Source organism: Adhaeribacter arboris (assembly GCF_003023845.1).
GTDB lineage: Bacteria > Bacteroidota > Bacteroidia > Cytophagales > Hymenobacteraceae > Adhaeribacter > Adhaeribacter arboris.
The window spans coordinates 5,885,983-5,901,781 of sequence record NZ_PYFT01000001.1; the positions used below are offsets into that span (position 1 = coordinate 5,885,983).

The 15,799-nt window shown below is 41.7% G+C and carries 15 protein-coding genes; 4 read left to right on the top strand and 11 right to left on the bottom strand.

Annotated elements, in window-relative coordinates:
* The 8 genes from AHMF7605_RS23920 to AHMF7605_RS23955 form a co-directional block, all read right to left on the bottom strand.
* On the bottom strand, positions 1 to 219 hold the full coding sequence (locus AHMF7605_RS23920) for a Sec-independent protein translocase subunit TatA/TatB (RefSeq protein WP_106932494.1): 219 nt from the start codon (positions 217 to 219) through the stop codon (positions 1 to 3).
* 450 nt (positions 220 to 669) lie between these two features.
* Positions 670 to 1,947 carry a murein hydrolase activator EnvC family protein gene (locus tag AHMF7605_RS23925; RefSeq protein WP_106932495.1) on the bottom strand — a complete coding sequence of 426 codons (1,278 nt, stop codon included), beginning with the start codon at positions 1,945 to 1,947 and terminating at the stop codon, positions 670 to 672.
* A 226-nt stretch (positions 1,948 to 2,173) separates the two neighbouring features.
* On the bottom strand, positions 2,174 to 2,935 hold the full coding sequence (locus tag AHMF7605_RS23930; RefSeq protein WP_106932496.1) for a DUF4292 domain-containing protein: 762 nt from the start codon (positions 2,933 to 2,935) through the stop codon (positions 2,174 to 2,176).
* Positions 2,928 to 4,712, bottom strand: coding sequence for a tetratricopeptide repeat protein (locus AHMF7605_RS23935; protein WP_233219241.1), 1,785 nt, complete (start codon positions 4,710 to 4,712; stop codon positions 2,928 to 2,930). Before AHMF7605_RS23935 ends, AHMF7605_RS23930 begins: the two co-directional genes overlap by 8 nt.
* Before the next feature lie 6 nt (positions 4,713 to 4,718).
* The gene (locus AHMF7605_RS23940; protein WP_106932497.1) at positions 4,719 to 5,726 is read right to left on the bottom strand and encodes a sugar phosphate nucleotidyltransferase; all 1,008 of its coding nucleotides are present in this window, start codon (positions 5,724 to 5,726) and stop codon (positions 4,719 to 4,721) included.
* Between the two features lie 100 nt (positions 5,727 to 5,826).
* Entirely contained in the window at positions 5,827 to 6,261 is a 435-nt protein-coding gene (gene dut / locus AHMF7605_RS23945) for a dUTP diphosphatase (RefSeq protein WP_106932498.1), read from the bottom strand.
* Between the two features lie 129 nt (positions 6,262 to 6,390).
* The gene (locus tag AHMF7605_RS23950) at positions 6,391 to 7,887 is read right to left on the bottom strand and encodes a lipopolysaccharide biosynthesis protein (RefSeq protein WP_106932499.1); all 1,497 of its coding nucleotides are present in this window, start codon (positions 7,885 to 7,887) and stop codon (positions 6,391 to 6,393) included.
* A gap of 183 nt (positions 7,888 to 8,070) precedes the next feature.
* On the bottom strand, positions 8,071 to 8,853 hold the full coding sequence (locus tag AHMF7605_RS23955) for an enoyl-CoA hydratase/isomerase family protein (RefSeq protein WP_106932500.1): 783 nt from the start codon (positions 8,851 to 8,853) through the stop codon (positions 8,071 to 8,073).
* Positions 8,854 to 9,056: 203 nt separating this feature from the next.
* On the opposite strand from AHMF7605_RS23955, the gene mscL reads away from it, so the two are divergent.
* The 3 genes from mscL (at position 9,057) to dxs (ending at position 12,701) form a co-directional block, all read left to right on the top strand.
* Positions 9,057 to 9,473: a large-conductance mechanosensitive channel protein MscL gene (mscL, locus tag AHMF7605_RS23960; RefSeq protein WP_106932501.1), complete on the top strand. Its 417-nt coding sequence runs from the start codon at positions 9,057 to 9,059 to the stop codon at positions 9,471 to 9,473.
* Positions 9,474 to 9,524: 51 nt separating this feature from the next.
* Positions 9,525 to 10,499, top strand: coding sequence for a DUF3078 domain-containing protein (locus AHMF7605_RS23965; RefSeq protein ID WP_106932502.1), 975 nt, complete (start codon positions 9,525 to 9,527; stop codon positions 10,497 to 10,499).
* 282 nt (positions 10,500 to 10,781) lie between these two features.
* Positions 10,782 to 12,701, top strand: coding sequence for a 1-deoxy-D-xylulose-5-phosphate synthase (gene dxs / locus AHMF7605_RS23970; RefSeq protein ID WP_106932503.1), 1,920 nt, complete (start codon positions 10,782 to 10,784; stop codon positions 12,699 to 12,701).
* A gap of 179 nt (positions 12,702 to 12,880) precedes the next feature.
* On the opposite strand, the gene AHMF7605_RS23975 is transcribed toward dxs, so the two are convergent.
* From AHMF7605_RS23975 to AHMF7605_RS23985, 3 genes are all read right to left on the bottom strand, one after another.
* Complete coding sequence (locus AHMF7605_RS23975) at positions 12,881 to 13,180, bottom strand: hypothetical protein (RefSeq protein WP_106932504.1); 300 nt, start codon at positions 13,178 to 13,180, stop codon at positions 12,881 to 12,883.
* 541 nt (positions 13,181 to 13,721) lie between these two features.
* Positions 13,722 to 14,036: a hypothetical protein gene (locus AHMF7605_RS23980; protein WP_106932505.1), complete on the bottom strand. Its 315-nt coding sequence runs from the start codon at positions 14,034 to 14,036 to the stop codon at positions 13,722 to 13,724.
* Positions 14,037 to 14,105: 69 nt separating this feature from the next.
* Positions 14,106 to 15,137: an acyl-CoA reductase gene (locus tag AHMF7605_RS23985; RefSeq protein ID WP_106932506.1), complete on the bottom strand. Its 1,032-nt coding sequence runs from the start codon at positions 15,135 to 15,137 to the stop codon at positions 14,106 to 14,108.
* A 124-nt stretch (positions 15,138 to 15,261) separates the two neighbouring features.
* On the opposite strand from AHMF7605_RS23985, the gene AHMF7605_RS23990 reads away from it, so the two are divergent.
* Positions 15,262 to 15,612, top strand: a complete 351-nt coding sequence (locus AHMF7605_RS23990; protein ID WP_106932507.1) for a 4Fe-4S dicluster domain-containing protein — start codon at positions 15,262 to 15,264, stop codon at positions 15,610 to 15,612.
* Positions 15,613 to 15,799: the final 187 nt, after the last annotated feature.

A 15,799-nucleotide genomic window follows, 5' to 3' on the forward strand; every position in this document is an offset into this window, starting at 1 on the left:
TTATTTAGAAGTAGTGTGAGTGTCGTCTTTAACGGCGTTTTCTACTTCGTTTTTAATTTCTTTGGTAGCATCCTTAAATTCCCGGATGCCTTTACCTAAACCTTTGGCCAGTTCGGGGATGCGCTTAGCGCCAAAAAGTAATAAGATTACTAACATAATAACCATTACTTCGCTGGTACCTAAACCACCAATAAAAGCCAAAACATTGCTCATTGCCATAACTTTAATATTTAAACGTTAGAATTACAAAATTAAATTAATATTTCAATTTTAGGTATAAAAGAGATTAAACTTTAAAAAGGTGCCCCTGGCCTAAATTATTTTTCCTGATAATTTAACTAATTTATTAATCTGCTCATTGTTTCTCTTTTGACTATTTACGACTTGATGACTACAATTAGATTCAAGGTAAAATAATTTATCTTCCTTTTTATTAGTTAAAATCCGAAAAGCTCCCTAATTTCTTTTAAATGTAGAAACTTATCAGAAAAAAATCGAGTATTTTTTATTTGAAGAATTCTTATCTAAATTAACAAATCAAGCTTTAAAAACTAAAAAAGATCATACAACTTACCCATAATAAGCATCAGAAAGTCCTTTTAAGTCAATCAGAATTCTTAGATTGTTCTGCAGAAAAATAAGTTAATCTTTAGCTAAAGTGGGGCAGAGTTACCGGTTTAGTAACCAGGTCTCTGGATTTAGCTTCGTGGTGTTGCGCCAGATTTCAAAGTGCAATTCGGTGGTTCCGTCGGGATTGGTGTAAACAGTACCAATTACTTCTTTTGCATCTACTTTCTGGCCTTCGCTGACGCTGGCTGATTTAAGTTTGGTAAAGGTGGTAAAGTACTCGCCGTGCTGAATCATCACTACGGTATGATAGGGTGGTACTTCGAGCACCGCCCGCACAATACCCGTAAATATAGACCGGACGCTCTCACCGGCATTGGTTTGAATATCAATGCCGTTATTGCGGGTAGATACGTTTCGCAGCACCGGGTGCGGATGCACGCCAAAACGCTGCGAAATAAACCCCCGTTCTACGGGCCACGAAAAGCGGCCTTTGTTTCCGCCGAAATTAGAGGATAAAAGGGCTGTTTCCGGCGTAAGAGATACTTTGTTAGCCGAAATAGGCGCAGCGGTGCCTCCTTCGGCAGCGGCCCGGCTCTTCGCCAAGCGGGCGGCTCGCGCAATTTCTTCGCGTACCATATTAGCAATTACATTATCTAATTTGCGGACAGCCGCTTGCCGGCGGTTAACTTCTTCGCGTAGTTCTTTTTCTTTTTGACTGAGTTGCTGTACTACGTTGTCTTGTTGGCCTTTTAAAGTAAGCAGGTTGCGGTTTTCGTTAAGCTGCGCGTTGAGTAAGTTTGTTTTTTGTTTTTTTTGCCGGGTTAGTACCGTTATTTTTTGCCCCAAATTAGTGGTAACCCGACTAATCTCTTTTACTTGGCGTTTACGCGATTCGGAATATTGCCGCAGATAGGTTAAGCGGCGGATAAATTGATTAAAGGATTCGGCCGCAAATAAAAACATAAGTTTATTGTAGCTATTGGCGGTTTTAGAAGCTCCGTAAATCATGGTAGCGTATTCGGCTTTGAGTTTCTGCAAATCCGTTTGCATGTTACCTACTACCGTTTCCGTTTGCTTTACATCCGATTCAATAAAATTTATTTCCGAAGAAATATTGTTAATTACTTTTTTCTGAACCGTAATTTTCTCTTTTAGGGCATTAAGCTGACCCAGCGAAGCTTCTTTTTGTTGTTTGGTTTGCTCCAGAATTCGGTTAGCTTCCTGAATCCGGTTTAAGTTTTCTCGTTTTTCGCGTTCTAACTGGGCTTTGGTTTTAGGTTTACGGGTACGCGAAGATCGTTGCTGGGCATCGGCCGGAGAAAGGAGAGTAATTAAAAAGAAAACAAGCAGTAATAAAGGTTTAAACCGGACGCGCATTCAAAAAAGAAGTGGATTTAATATAAGTAGCAGGTATTAAGCTGTAAGAGTTCCGTTTATAATGACATAATTATCAACTGAATAATCTCTCTTAAAAGTAGTTGATTAAAAACAGGAATTCATCATAAGTAAATACTTACTACCTATAACTTAAACTTATAACCTGATAATTGCCGGCAAAATTAAGAATCTGTTAAGCAACAACCAGCAAATCTAGTTTTAAAATTTATTTACGTCGGTAATCGGGCGGAATAGCGAACGGAAAATTCAGATCTTTACTGTCTATATCTACTTTGTTTAAATTAATGGAAGCTACCATTTTCTTAGCCTGATTTTCCTTAATGGTATTGGTAACAATCAAAGTAGATTTAGCAACAGGTTTATCTCCTACATTCTCAAAGTCAGAATAATCTACGGTAATCGTATTGGGCGACTCAGGGTCGGAGATCTGTAGTTTTTTAAGTTTATAGGTTTCGGTAGAAATAAACTGGTCCAAGATAGCAGCACCCAAATTCTGGCGGGTATGTTGAATCGGGGCTTCATCTATCAGTTTTTCATTACCATTTTGGCCGGGTACGTAGTTACCCACCAACAACGACTGCACCATATTAAACGATAAATCTACGTTGAAGCGGTTTTTTAAACCTTCTACATTATCGGCAAAATAGGTTTTTTCCAGGCGATTAATAAAAGCTACCGAATCGGGGGTAATCAGCAGGCGGGCTACCTCTATGCCCAGCGCCGGAACTACCGATATCCAGATTATGGTATCTTTTTTCATCCGGATGGTAATGCCCGTATTAATTTTTTCTCCCTCATTCTCAAATTGCATGCGGCCTTTGGCAGAGAAGTAAGTGTAATCGAGGTTAATAACGTTTACTTTATTTAATTTTTCGGGTGCCGAGGAACTGGAAATGCTATTACGTTTACAAGCGGAAAACCAGACAACCAGACATATTGCGTAGAGAATATGGAGGCGTTTATTCATATAATTTTTGATCTTTAATCTTTTTGTCGATGAACTCAGAAGCTTCGCCCAGAGTCTTGGCGCGTTGCCATTGTTGCACCGCTTTATCTTTCTGGCCTAGTTGGTATAGTACGTCGCCGTAATGTTCGACGATTGTACCATTTTTGGTAGTTGTACCAATTTTCTCGAAGAACTTCAACGCGGCCGGATAATCTTTTAATTTATACAACACCCAAGCGTGGGTATCCAGGTACGTTTCCTCGTTCGGGAATAAGGCTACTAGCTTACTCGAAAGCGCTTTTGCTTTGGGCAAGTCCTGGCTACGTAACGATAAATAATAGCTATAGTTATTTAAAACCTGCGCGTTGTTTGGCTCTTGGGCCAATACCGCCTCGTAGGCTTCGTCAGATTTAGCGTAATCTTTTAAAGAATTGTAACCATCTCCGAGGCGCATGTTAAATTGCGTGACCAGCTCGGGTTTATCTAAGGATAATTTTTTGCCGTACTCCAGCGATTTTACCGCCCGTGCGTAATTTTTCTTAAACAAATAAGAGGTGCCATTATAAAACCAGAATACCGCCTGGTTCGGGAATAGCTCCAAAGCTTTTTCGGTATGGGCCAGCAAAGAATCCGTTTGATTTAATTCGGCATCCAAAGCCACTAACTGATTCCAGATACTGAAATGAGAGTTATCTAAATGGACGGCTTTTACGTAATTGTTGCGGGCTTCCGTTTTTTTATTAGCCAAATTTTGAACATCGGCCGCTACGGCGTAGGCTTTTGCTTCCTGCGGGTGCGCTTTTAAAGTTTGTTCGGCCAAATCAAGCGTGGTGTTCAGTAAAGATTGGTTTTTACTGGCCGGCTGCGGAAGTTGCCGGATGTACTCTATTAAAATCTTAACCTTAGCGTCTATATCCAGGCTTGGATTAGAAAAAGCGGTACGCAACTCGGTAACCGCTTCCGTCATTTGGCCTTTCTGGCGTAAAAGTTCCGCGAGCATTAAGCGAGCCTGCGCATTATTCTGGTCAATGTTAAGGGCTTTGTTAATAAACTGAATGGCCTGGTCAATTTTCTTGTTGTTGGCCAGCACTTCGGCCTGCGCCAAAGGATAACGAACTTCGGTAGGATCACTGGCAATTAAGGCTTCTCCTTCTTTCAATGCCTTTTCGAGGTTGTTTTGTTTCAGATAAATCTGTTGCTTTTTAAACGATACTTCCTCAATAAAACCGTATTGTTTCTCAATTTTCTCGTAGGTTTTCAGAGCATCGTCAAAGCGGTTTTTGGCCAAATACAAGTCGGCCAGATTAAATAAATATTGCTCCGTTCCCGGAATATCTTTGGTAAGTTTAGTTAAAACTTTTATGGCTTCGTCGTATTTCTGGCTGCCGGAATACAATTGAGCTAAAAGTAAGTAATAGTAAGGATTAGAAGCATCTAAGGTAACCGCAGCCTGCGCAAAGGGCAGGGCGTCGTTTACCCGGCCAGCCAACATGTGGGTTTCGGCAAGTTTATAATTTAAGGCAGCATTATTCGGATTTAAGGCATAAGATCGCTGAAAGCGTTCCAAGGCTTTATCGTACTCTTCCAGTAGCGAGTATTTGACTCCATCCACGAAAAAAGATTCACCCGCCTCTTTTTGCCGGGCATCGGCTAACAAAGGATCTGCTGCTGGTTTTTCAACTTCCGTTTGCGCCTTCTCAGCCTTTTTACGCTGGCGTTTACTTTGGCCGTAACTCTGCCCGGCGGTTAAACCCAGGCAGAGAACAGCTACAATAAAAATTTTCGTTAAATCATTCAAAGTATATTACTCCTTCAAAACATTGTAATCACCCAAACTCAGATCGGATGGGGTTCCTGTAAAAGAAACGAAGCTACCCAACATGGAATTCGTGATGTTGGCACTTTTTACCACGGTATTTTCCTGTACAATAGAATTACTGATAACCGTATCGGTAACGGTAGTGTTCTTTCCTATAGAAACGTGCGGCCCTACTACGGAATTGTTTATTACGGCATTTTCACCAATATAACTTGGCTGAATAATTATTGAATTGGTAATTTTTGCCGAAGCATTTACCAAATCTTGTTCGTCTTTAAGGTATTCCAGATAGCGCTGATTGGTGTAAACGGTAGCGTCTTTGTTGCCGCAGTCGAGCCATTCCGAGATTTTACCGGGCACAAACACAGTGCCTTTATTTTTCATGTTTTCCAAGGCGTTCGTTAACTGAAATTCGCCTTTGTCTTTAATGTTATTATCCAGTAAATATTGCAATTCCTCGCGCAGGTAAGCGCCATCTTTAAAATAATAAATACCAATAATAGCTAAATCCGAAATAAAAGTATCTGGTTTTTCTACGAAATCGGTAATCTCGCCGCGCTCGTTTAATTTAACTACCCCAAATGGCCGGGGATCTTCTACTTGTTGTACCCAAATAGTCCCATCGGCAGAAGTGTCTAACGTAAAATCGGCTTTAAACAAAGTATCGGCAAAAGCTACTACTACCTGGCCTTCCAACGATTCTTGCGCGCATAAAATGGCGTGCGCGGTTCCCAGTGGTTCTTCCTGGTACGAAATAGTGCCGCGAGCCCCCACTGAGGCGGCAATCTCCATTAATTTTTGTTCCACGGCTTGTCCGAAGTGACCGATAATAAAAGCTACTTCTTCAATTGGTTCCTGACAAACTTTCGCAATATCTTCTACTAAACGTTGCACAATTGGTTTGCCGGCTATCGGCACAAGGGGTTTGGGAACCGTTAAGGTATGCGGACGCATGCGTTTGCCCATGCCGGCCATAGGAACAATAATTCTCATAGGATTTGCTTTTAGATGTTAGATACTAGACGTTAGATTTTAAATTTTTAATACTAGTTGAAAATACTATTAAAATTACGAAACCTGTAACAATTAGATGTTATTTGACGCCGGTGCTCCCGTACCCTCCGGCACCTCGCTCGGTATTAGAAAGCTCGCCTGCTTCCTGCCACACTACGGTTTCGTGCCGGGCAACCACCATTTGCGCAATCCGTTCCCCGTCTTCCACGGTAAACTCCTGATCGGATAAGTTGACGAGTAAAACTTTTAATTCGCCCCGGTAATCGGCATCAATGGTTCCCGGGCTATTGACAATCGAAATTCCATGTTTATACGCTAATCCGCTCCGGGGCCGGATTTGCGCCTCGTAGCCCACGGGTAGCTCGATAAATAAACCAGTCGGGATTAAGGCGCGTTGTAAAGGCTTTAAAACAACGGCCGTTTCTAGGTTAGCCCGTATATCCATCCCGGCGGAACTGCTCGTTTGGTACGAAGGCAAAGAATGCTTCGACTGATTTATAATATTTACTTGCATGGGTGTGGTTCTTACTGTTAAAGAAGCAACAGAGTTGCCGCAAATAGCGATGAAATTAAAATAAAATAATGATACGGCAGAAATATTTATATAATTGTTTTATTAAATCAGGAATAATCTGGCGTAAGGTTAGCGCTTTATTAAAAGCTGGGGCTTTTCCAGGAAAAAAATAAGAAGCAAGTAAATGCCGCATAAGCCCAAATGAAAGGCATGCCGTCCTATAAAATCGGCTATATTAATATAAGTAGCCGCTAATATCAGGCTAATAGCCAGAACCAGGTAGCCAGCAATTTTACCAACGGGGTAGGGGATGGGATAATATTTCTGACCAAATAAATAACACGCTAAAGCCATAGAAAAATAACAGGCCAAAGTGGCCCAGGCGCAACCCATATAACCCAGCACCGGAATTAATAAAATATTTAATATAATGGTAATGGCCGCGCCGCCAAAGCTGATAAAAGTGCCGAAATAGGTTTTATCCGTGAGTTTAAACCAAGCCGATAGGTTATAATAAACTCCCAGGAACAGGTTAGCTAAAAGCAAAATAGGAATAACGGCCATACCTTGGTAATAACTAGGCCGGCGCAGTAAAAACTTAAAGTCTTCGAGGTTAACGCTGATAAATAAGAAAATAAAAGCGCAGACAATTACAAACCATTTGGTTACCAACGCAAATGTAACCGCCGAATTTTTTACTTTGGCTTGCGCGAAGAAAAAAGGTTCGCCCGCGTACCGGAACGCCTGAATGGCTAAAGTCATGAAGGTAGCGAGTTTGTAACACCCACCGTACACGCCCACTGCTCCTTTGCTCGTTAAATCCGGGTAAAAGCCGGTCGGCAGTAATTCCAGAAGTAAAATCCGGTCAAGTAATTCATTCACAATACCGGCAAAGCCCATTAACATGATTGGGTATGCGTACCGCAACAAGGGCTTCATGAACGAAAAATCCAGCGAAAACCGCAAACTGCTGAACTCACGCCACAATAATGGAATAAGCAATAAATTAGCAATAAGATTAATCAGGAAAATATAACCCAGTTTCCACTCCGGAAAGTAAATTTTGGCGATAATAGGTTTCAGGCTGGCCAGGAAGTTTTCCTGGTAAACATTGTAACAGAACCAGTAAATAAAAACATTGGCCAATACGGTAATTAGCACATTGGCCATCTTTATTCCCGCAAATTTACCGGCCTTGTTTTCCAAACGCAGGCGAGCAAACGGAATACTTACAATAGCATCAATCGCCAAAATAACGGCCAACCAACCGATAAATAATTGTTGATCCGGAAATTTTATCAACCGGGAAATGGGCTCGATAAATAAAAGAATAAGGCCGGTTAACAGAATACTCGAAAAAATTAAAAAGCTGAGTACCCGATTAAACAAAGCTTGCCGGTCAGCTCCCGGCTGATTGGCAAACCGGAAAAAGGCCGTTTCCAACCCAAAAGTAAAGAGGATATTAAAAAAGCCGACGTAAGCGTATAAACCATTAATAACGCCGTAATCTTCGGGAGCAAAAATTCCCAGGTAAAGGGGGAAAAGCAGAAAGTTAAGCGTGCGACCAATAATACTACTCAGACCATAAGCTGCGGTCTGCCCAACCAGTTTCTTCGCTACACTCATTTATTTAGTCGATAGTCCACGGTCCATAGTCCACGGTTTTTATTGTTTATTGTTGAATGGTTGGATTGTATTTAGACCATAGTCCACAGACGACAGTCCACAGAATGGCATTAATTGTTGGATGGTTGAGTAAAAGTTATAGTAGGAAAACGTAAAACTTTCCAACCTTCTAACCTGCAACCTTCAACTACCCTTAAAATGAGGTTTGCGTTTTTGAAAAAAGGCGTTGATGCCCTCTACAAAATCATCGGAACCGCAGCACCGGCTGAAAGAGTTGGCTTCGGTTTGGTAACCATGTTCTTCTTTATCGTACCAGGCGTTGACGCAATCTACAATCATGCCTACGGCTAACGGCGCTTTTGAAGTAATTTTGCGCATAATTTCCAGGCATTTTTCCATGAGCATGCCCGGCGTAGTTACGTGGTTGGCCAAACCCAAACGCAAAGCATCATCCGCCGTAATCATATCGCCGGTCATCATTAGTTCCATGGCTTTGCCTTTGCCTACCAGTTGCGTAAGGCGTTGCGTACCGCCGTAACCTGGAATCAGACCTAAATTCACTTCGGGTTGGCCAAAGCGGGCGTTGTGGCTCGCTACCCGAATGTGGCAGGCCATAGCCAACTCGCAACCGCCACCTAAAGCAAACCCGTTTACGGCCGCAATAACCGGTTTGGTAGATTCTTCGATCATGGCAAATATATCTTGGCCCCGTTCGGCAAACCGCCGGCCAATTACTTCATTTAACTGCGATATTTCGCCGATGTCAGCTCCAGCCGCAAAAGCCTTATCCCCCTCGCCGGTAAAAATAATGCCTTTCACCTCGTCGTTGTCGTATGCTTCCTGCATGGCCGTCTGAATTTCTTCCACCGTCTCAATGTTCAGAGCATTGAGTTTGGCCACCCGGCTAATGGTAATAATCAATATACCTTCCTGCAGGTCTAATTTGAGGTTGTTATACGTTGTCATACATCCATTCGGATCTATTTATTGGCTAAAGTCCGGCGCAAATATAATTAAATCAGCAATGGATTATCAAACATAGCTAACGGAATAAAATAGGCGCCGCAATAAGACGGCTTTTAGCCAAGCCGAACAGCATAATATCATGCTAATTTTATTATATTTGATTTTAGTATTGTGTCTGCTGTTCCACTTAATTTACTAAAAGTATGAGCCTATTATCAGAATTTAAACAATTTGCAGTTAAAGGCAATGTTATCGATTTAGCCGTCGGGATTATTATTGGTGCGGCTTTCGGTAAAATTGTAACTTCCTTAGTAAATGATATTCTAATGCCACCTATTGGGTTGGCCGTTGGCGGTATTGATTTCAAAGACCTGAAATACGTTTTAAGCGAACCCGTAGTACAAGGTGGTAAAATAATAACGGAAGGTGCTTCTATCAATTACGGTAATTTTATTCAGAGTTTGGTAGATTTTGTAATAATTGCATTAGCCATATTCTCGTTAGTAAAAGCCATAAATGCCATGAAACGGAAAGAAGAAGCGGCGCCGGCTACTCCTACTCTTTCCCGCGAAGAACTGCTGCTCACCGATATCCGGGACATACTAAAAAGTAAACCTTAATTTATTCCATTTAAATACTCCTTGATTACGCTTGTCTCATACAAACAAAGTATGAAAAAATATTGGTTGTTAAGTTGTGTATTGCTCAAACTTGTTGGTAAAGTATCGGCCCAAATTACTCCTTTAACCTTGGCTCCCGCCGCAGATACGGTGGTTAAAGCCAGGCCTTGGAAGTTTGGCGGGATTGGTACGCTTAATTTTAATCAGATAAGCTTATCGAATTGGGCTACTGGCGGGCAAAGCTCCGTTTCAGGTTTAGGTCTGGTTACGATTACCGTTAATTACAAAGACGATCGTAGCTCCTGGAGCAATACCAATAATTTTACTTACGGCTTACTCAAAGTTACCAAAGATCGCCTCAAAAAAAGCGACGACCAAATTGATATAACTTCTAAATACGGCCGCAATTTATCTAAAGCCTGGTATTATGCCGCACAAGTAAATTTCCGGAGTCAATTTACCCGAACCTTAGATAAAGAAAAAAACGTGTTGGTTTCCCGTTTTCTGGCCCCGGCCTTTATTTTGGGTTCCCTTGGTTTTGATTATAAGCCCCGCGAAAATTTCTCGGTATTTTTATCGGCGGTTACCGGTAAGGTTACGATTGTACGCGACCGAAGTCTGGCCGATGCCGGAGCTTTTGGCGTGCAACCAGCCAAGCGCGATACCGCCGGGGTAATTATTCCGGGCACCGGCGATAAGTTTCGGCGCGAATTCGGGGGGTATTTAAACGCGCGTTTCCGGACCCCTCTCATGCAAAATATCACCTTCCAGACCCAGCTCGATTTATTTTCTAATTACGTGCGTAATCCGCAGAACATTGATGTGAACTGGCAGAATACCATTAACATGAAAGTAAATAAACTAATTGACGTAAGTATTTTTACGCATCTTATTTACGACGACGACATCCTGACAGAAGTAGATTCTAACGAAGACGGGGTTATCGACAAAAAAGGGCCGCGGCTGCAGTTTAAAGAAACCTTAGGAATTGGACTTACCTATAAACTACCCAAACAGAAAAAGTAAAATTTATTTTAACTGCTTAAAACCTAAGGTTGTTGGCCACTGAAATATTGTAATTAACCGCTTATTTGATGATAAATACTCATTAATAAGAATTTTATAACTAAGCTAATTTTAGGAGTAGTATTTGCTTGCCGGCTGTTAGAATCTTAAGAATAAGACAAGGTTAATAAAGTCTGCTTAAATAAAATGACTAATTTTGTCGCTTCTTCGTAAATACGCAGACAGACACGCAAACTTATTACGCGTAACCTTGTTTTGCTTTTATAAACTAAGTATTAGCTCATGTTAATAAAGCCCGGAAAGCTTTTAGCTACCATTCATTCGCCCGCCGATCTCCGGAAATTATCTCAGGAACAGTTGTTAGCCGTATGCCAGGAACTCCGGCAATTTATTATTGATAATGTATCTATCTACGGAGGACATTTTGGGGCTAGTCTGGGAGTGGTAGAGCTAACGGTAGCCTTGCATTATATTTTCAATACGCCTTACGACCAATTGGTCTGGGATGTGGGGCACCAAGCTTACGGGCATAAAATACTTACCGGCCGCCGTGATAATTTTCACACCAACCGGAAGTACGGCGGTTTATCCGGTTTTCCAAAACGAAAAGAAAGCGAATACGATACCTTTGGCGTCGGGCATTCTTCTACCTCCATTTCGGCAGCATTGGGTATGGCGGTGGCTTCGCAGTACAAAAACGAGCTTGACCGGCAGCACATTGCCGTTATCGGCGATGGGGCTTTAACGGCCGGTATGGCCTTCGAAGCTTTAAACCACGCGGGGGTTACAAATGCTAATTTATTAGTTATTCTCAACGATAATTGCATGTCCATCGACCCCAATGTGGGGGCGCTGAAAGAATATTTAACCGATATTACTACCTCGCGCACCTACAATAAACTGCGCGATGATATCTGGAATATATTAGGAAAAATAAGCAAGTTTGGCCCTAATGCCCAAGCCATTGCTTCTAAAGTAGAAAGTGGCATTAAAGCTACGCTGCTCAAACAAAGTAACTTATTTGAATCCTTAAAATTCCGGTATTTTGGCCCTATTGATGGACACGATATTAATCACTTGGTTTCGGTGCTGCACGATTTAAAAGACATTCCGGGTCCTAAACTTTTACATTGCCTCACGGTAAAAGGCAAAGGTTTTGCCCTCGCCGAGAAAGATCAAACCAAATGGCACGCGCCGGGTACCTTCGATAAAATTACCGGTGAGATTTACAAAGTACACCACGATACGCCTCAACCGCCTAAATACCAGGATGTATTCGGGCATACTATGGTAGAACTAGCTCAGCAAAATAGTAAAATAATGGGCGTTACCCCGGCCATGCCGTCGGGCTGTTCTTTAAATATTATGATGGCGGCTATGCCCGACCGGGCCTTCGACGTAGGCATTGCAGAGCAACACGCGGTTACTTTTTCGGCTGGTCTGGCTACCCAAGGCTTGATTCCGTTTTGTAATATCTACTCTACTTTTATGCAGCGGGCTTACGATCAGGTTATTCATGATGTGGCTCTGCAGAATTTAAATGTCGTTTTTTGTTTAGACCGGGCGGGTTTTGCCGGCGCGGATGGACCTACCCACCATGGTTGTTACGATATTGCCTATATGCGTTGTATACCCAATATGGTAGTTTCTTCGCCCATGAACGAATCCGAATTGCGAAACTTAATGTTTACCGCCTCCCAGCCCGATATGGGGCCGTTTAGCATACGGTATCCACGCGGCGAAGGTGTTATGCCGGAATGGCGTACGCCGCTTAAAAAAATTGCCGTTGGTACGGGGCGCGTAATACAGGAAGGCGAAGAACTCGCTATTTTAACGATTGGCCCCGTGGGTAATTACGCCGTAGAAGTGTGCCTTAACTTACAGAAAGAAAACGTTAAAATTGGTCATTTCGATATGCGTTTTGCCAAACCGCTCGACGAAAAGCTCCTACACCAGATTTTCCAGAAATACGACAAGATTGTTACCGTAGAAGATGGTTGTTTGCAAGGTGGTTTTGGCAGTGCCGTATTAGAATTTATGGCCGATCATAATTACCATGCGCAAGTAAAACGCTTGGGTATTCCGGATGCTATTATCGAGCATGGTTCGCAACTGGAACTACACCGCGAATGCGGCTTTGACTCCACGGGTATTGAACGAACCGCGCGGAACTTGTTATTTCAGGCAGTAAGTGTAGCTTAATAAGATATATTTAAAGCGGAGTTTAATACCTTTAAAACTTATTTAAAAGTTAAAAGGCAACTACGCAGTTGCCTTTTAACTTTTTCGGGTTAATTTAAATTGTTTTTAAATGATAGGAGCGGGCTTTTTTCTCTTCATTGGCCAAGCTTGGCGGGAATAGATTAGTGGTAAACCTATAGTTAAATGTGTTCGATACTTAGAATGCAGCGGATGGGCATTGAAGTACCTGACTTTAACGTAACAAAGTCCTGATCGTAAGCCCAAACCGTAGTTTCTACCCTTTTAACATCTCCGTCTTCAGTTTGAAACAATATGTTTACTTTTCCATGGTACCCGTTACCCAAAACGGCGGCCCATTTTAAATCGTGCAGACGTTTTACTTTCTCCAATTTATCCGTAATAACATCTTCGTGGGCAAATTTTAATTGAGGAATAACTTCTTTATCAATCAAACTTGCGTGCAGTTGGTTAGTGTCCATAATCCAGATTAATGTATTTTTCTTTATATGAAGATATACGCTTTCTGAAAAAAAATTAAAATATAATATTTAAATATTTTTACGCTTAAGCTGTAATGCATAACCAATCCACTTAATAAAAGTTATCTAGCGGGGTCTTAAATTAGTCAATAAGTTCAAACGAATTTCTTGAAAGCTATTTTGGTTTTATCGCAACTTGTTCAGAATAAATACATTACAATGCATTGAATTATTTAAAAACTGCAAAAATAGGAGCAAAGAAGTTGGAAAATTAGAAGGCAGATGGCAAAGAGAAAAATCTGTTTCAGAAATATCCAGTAAGAGTTGTTAGAAGATTAGTTTTATGTAAAGAGAAAAGAAAAGCCTGATTCTGAAGTCAGACTTTTTCGTTAAAGTTTTTTATTTGATACCCGAGATAACGATTTACCTTTGAAATTTAAATTTATTTATTTCCAGTATTTACTCCGGTTGTATTGCTGAAGTTGGTTCTTTGGGAGGGGGCAACCAGTTTCAGGTAGAACAGAAATTTATTTGTTTAATGTTATAGAATAGTAAACCCTTTACTTTCTTCCAGTTCCTTAAAAGTAACGTAGTGGTTATCGTTATCGCCGTACATCCGGGTAACTACCCCTTTATCGGTTATTTGCGTTACGCGGCATTCGTAAGTTACTTCGAAGAGCGTAGGCCCGTTTACCTTTTCCACCCGGTACATAAATTTATCGCCGGGTTGTAAATGCCGGGGCAGGTACTTGCGGCTCTTATAAAAGCTATCGCCAAAAAAGAGCCAAAGGAACAATATAAGGCCGCCAAGGGTAGCCCATATTGCAATCCAAGCTTCGGTAGATAAATTAGCCATTACGGTAGAAGGTTAACTAAACTTTGCTGTGCATTCCTGTAAATAGTAATATACACTGAATATTTTGTTTTATAAAGTGGCGGGCAAAATATTTAAACCAGATAAAAAAGCCAACGTATCCACATTGTCAGCGTATTGAGCTGCCGTGGGGCATTGGGCCTGCCCGAAAGGAATACTGCCCTGGTACCAGCCGAAAGCCGAAACCACGCATTGAATTTTATCGCTCAGTGCTGCCAGTTTCTCTTTTAAATCTTCCTGGCTGGTATAGGTTTCCAGGTGAACGACCGATATGGGAGAGACTAACTGCTTGTTTTCGGTGAGCAATAAAAAGCCGTTATCGTAATGCGGCGTTTGATTAACGAGCAAAATCGACTTATTGTAATCGTAATTATTGGCGTATTTATGATGGTCCAGCACCCCTTTATAAGATTCTAAGGCTTGGAATAAAGCTTCCGGATTGTATCCTTCCGGTACCAACAGCTTCGAAACATTGCGGCAGCCCAAGCCATAATATTGAAAAATATCGTTACCTAATTGGGCAAGTTCTTCCGGGCTTTCAAACCCAGATAAAACCGCCAGGCTACTCCGGTTCCGGCGAATAATATGTGGTTTTTTAGAAAAATAATACTCAAAATAGCGAGCAGTATTGTCGCTGCCCGTAGCAATAATAGCATCCACTTCTTTTAATAGGTCAACAAATACAACAAAATCCTTAAACTTTGGTTGTATAGCTACTAATTGCTGTACGAGCCATTTTGGTAAAAAAGTATCTTCGGAGCTTAATTTCGCGTAGAGATAATTACCGCTTAACAAAACGGTTAGTAAATCGTGAAAACCCACCAGTGGAATATTGCCGGCCATAACAACGCCGACTTTCCGGGGTTGAAGGTTTTCTAAATTATAAGCGGCCAGCCAGGTGCGGAGTTGGGGTTCATTGAGCATAGCGGCAAGGCTGTTAAGTGCGTGCTTTACGTTAGGCTCATCGAACCAGGCATTCTGGCGGCGGGCTTGCTGGGTTAATTCTTGCACTTGTTCCAGGGTCAGTGCATGTAACTGATGACCTAGTTGAACAAAGGCTTGCAAGCGAATTTCTAAGTTCATAAATAATTATTATTGATAAATTTCGAATTAAACCGGAAAATTTTTGAATGATAGAAGGTAATCTTCTAATTTTACCAGCGTTTACAATTACAAAATTATATAAAAATTAACAGGAGACACGATTATGGCTATAATGATCACCGACGAATGTATTAATTGTGGTGCGTGCGAGCCAGAATGCCCCAACACCGCTATTTACGAAGGTGGTGTACAATGGACCTGGGGCGGCGGTACTTCTTTAACCGAAGTCGAGATTGACGGCGGCGAGGTAGTAGCCGGCGATGCACCGCAACCAGCTATTTCTGATGAATATTACTACATAGTTTCCGATAAATGTACCGAGTGTACAGGCTTCCACGAAGAACCACAATGTGCGGCCGTATGTCCCGTAGACTGCTGCGTAGACGATCCGGACTATCGCGAAAGTGAAGAAGATTTACTGGCTAAAAAAGAATGGCTGCACGCGGCTGGTTAATTTCAGCTACGTTCTAATTAAAAGAGCCTGTTTTTAATGCAGGCTCTTTTGTTTTTAGAAGAGTTTCTTGTAGTAGATAGAACTAAGTAAGCTTGTTACGTGAAGGCTTTTCAAGCCTTTATTTTACAGGGCTGATGCGGTTGAGCCGTAACTCTGCTGCGGAATGTGGCTCAACGCCACACCGGGA

Excerpts from the sequence above, each read along its gene's own strand:
- AHMF7605_RS23980 (WP_106932505.1), bottom strand. The coding sequence starts at position 14,036 with ATGGCTAATTTATCTACCGAAGCTTGGATTGCAATATGGGCTACCCTT.
- AHMF7605_RS23930 (WP_106932496.1), bottom strand. The coding sequence starts at position 2,935 with ATGAATAAACGCCTCCATATTCTCTACGCAATATGTCTGGTTGTCTGG.
- dxs (WP_106932503.1), top strand. The coding sequence starts at position 10,782 with ATGTTAATAAAGCCCGGAAAGCTTTTAGCTACCATTCATTCGCCCGCC.
- mscL (WP_106932501.1), top strand. The coding sequence starts at position 9,057 with ATGAGCCTATTATCAGAATTTAAACAATTTGCAGTTAAAGGCAATGTT.
- AHMF7605_RS23955 (WP_106932500.1), bottom strand. The coding sequence starts at position 8,853 with ATGACAACGTATAACAACCTCAAATTAGACCTGCAGGAAGGTATATTG.
- AHMF7605_RS23950 (WP_106932499.1), bottom strand. The coding sequence starts at position 7,887 with ATGAGTGTAGCGAAGAAACTGGTTGGGCAGACCGCAGCTTATGGTCTG.
- AHMF7605_RS23985 (WP_106932506.1), bottom strand. The coding sequence starts at position 15,137 with ATGAACTTAGAAATTCGCTTGCAAGCCTTTGTTCAACTAGGTCATCAG.
- AHMF7605_RS23975 (WP_106932504.1), bottom strand. The coding sequence starts at position 13,180 with ATGGACACTAACCAACTGCACGCAAGTTTGATTGATAAAGAAGTTATT.
- AHMF7605_RS23940 (WP_106932497.1), bottom strand. The coding sequence starts at position 5,726 with ATGAGAATTATTGTTCCTATGGCCGGCATGGGCAAACGCATGCGTCCG.
- AHMF7605_RS23990 (WP_106932507.1), top strand. The coding sequence starts at position 15,262 with ATGGCTATAATGATCACCGACGAATGTATTAATTGTGGTGCGTGCGAG.
- AHMF7605_RS23965 (WP_106932502.1), top strand. The coding sequence starts at position 9,525 with ATGAAAAAATATTGGTTGTTAAGTTGTGTATTGCTCAAACTTGTTGGT.
- AHMF7605_RS23920 (WP_106932494.1), bottom strand. The coding sequence starts at position 219 with ATGGCAATGAGCAATGTTTTGGCTTTTATTGGTGGTTTAGGTACCAGC.
- dut (WP_106932498.1), bottom strand. The coding sequence starts at position 6,261 with ATGCAAGTAAATATTATAAATCAGTCGAAGCATTCTTTGCCTTCGTAC.
- AHMF7605_RS23925 (WP_106932495.1), bottom strand. The coding sequence starts at position 1,947 with ATGCGCGTCCGGTTTAAACCTTTATTACTGCTTGTTTTCTTTTTAATT.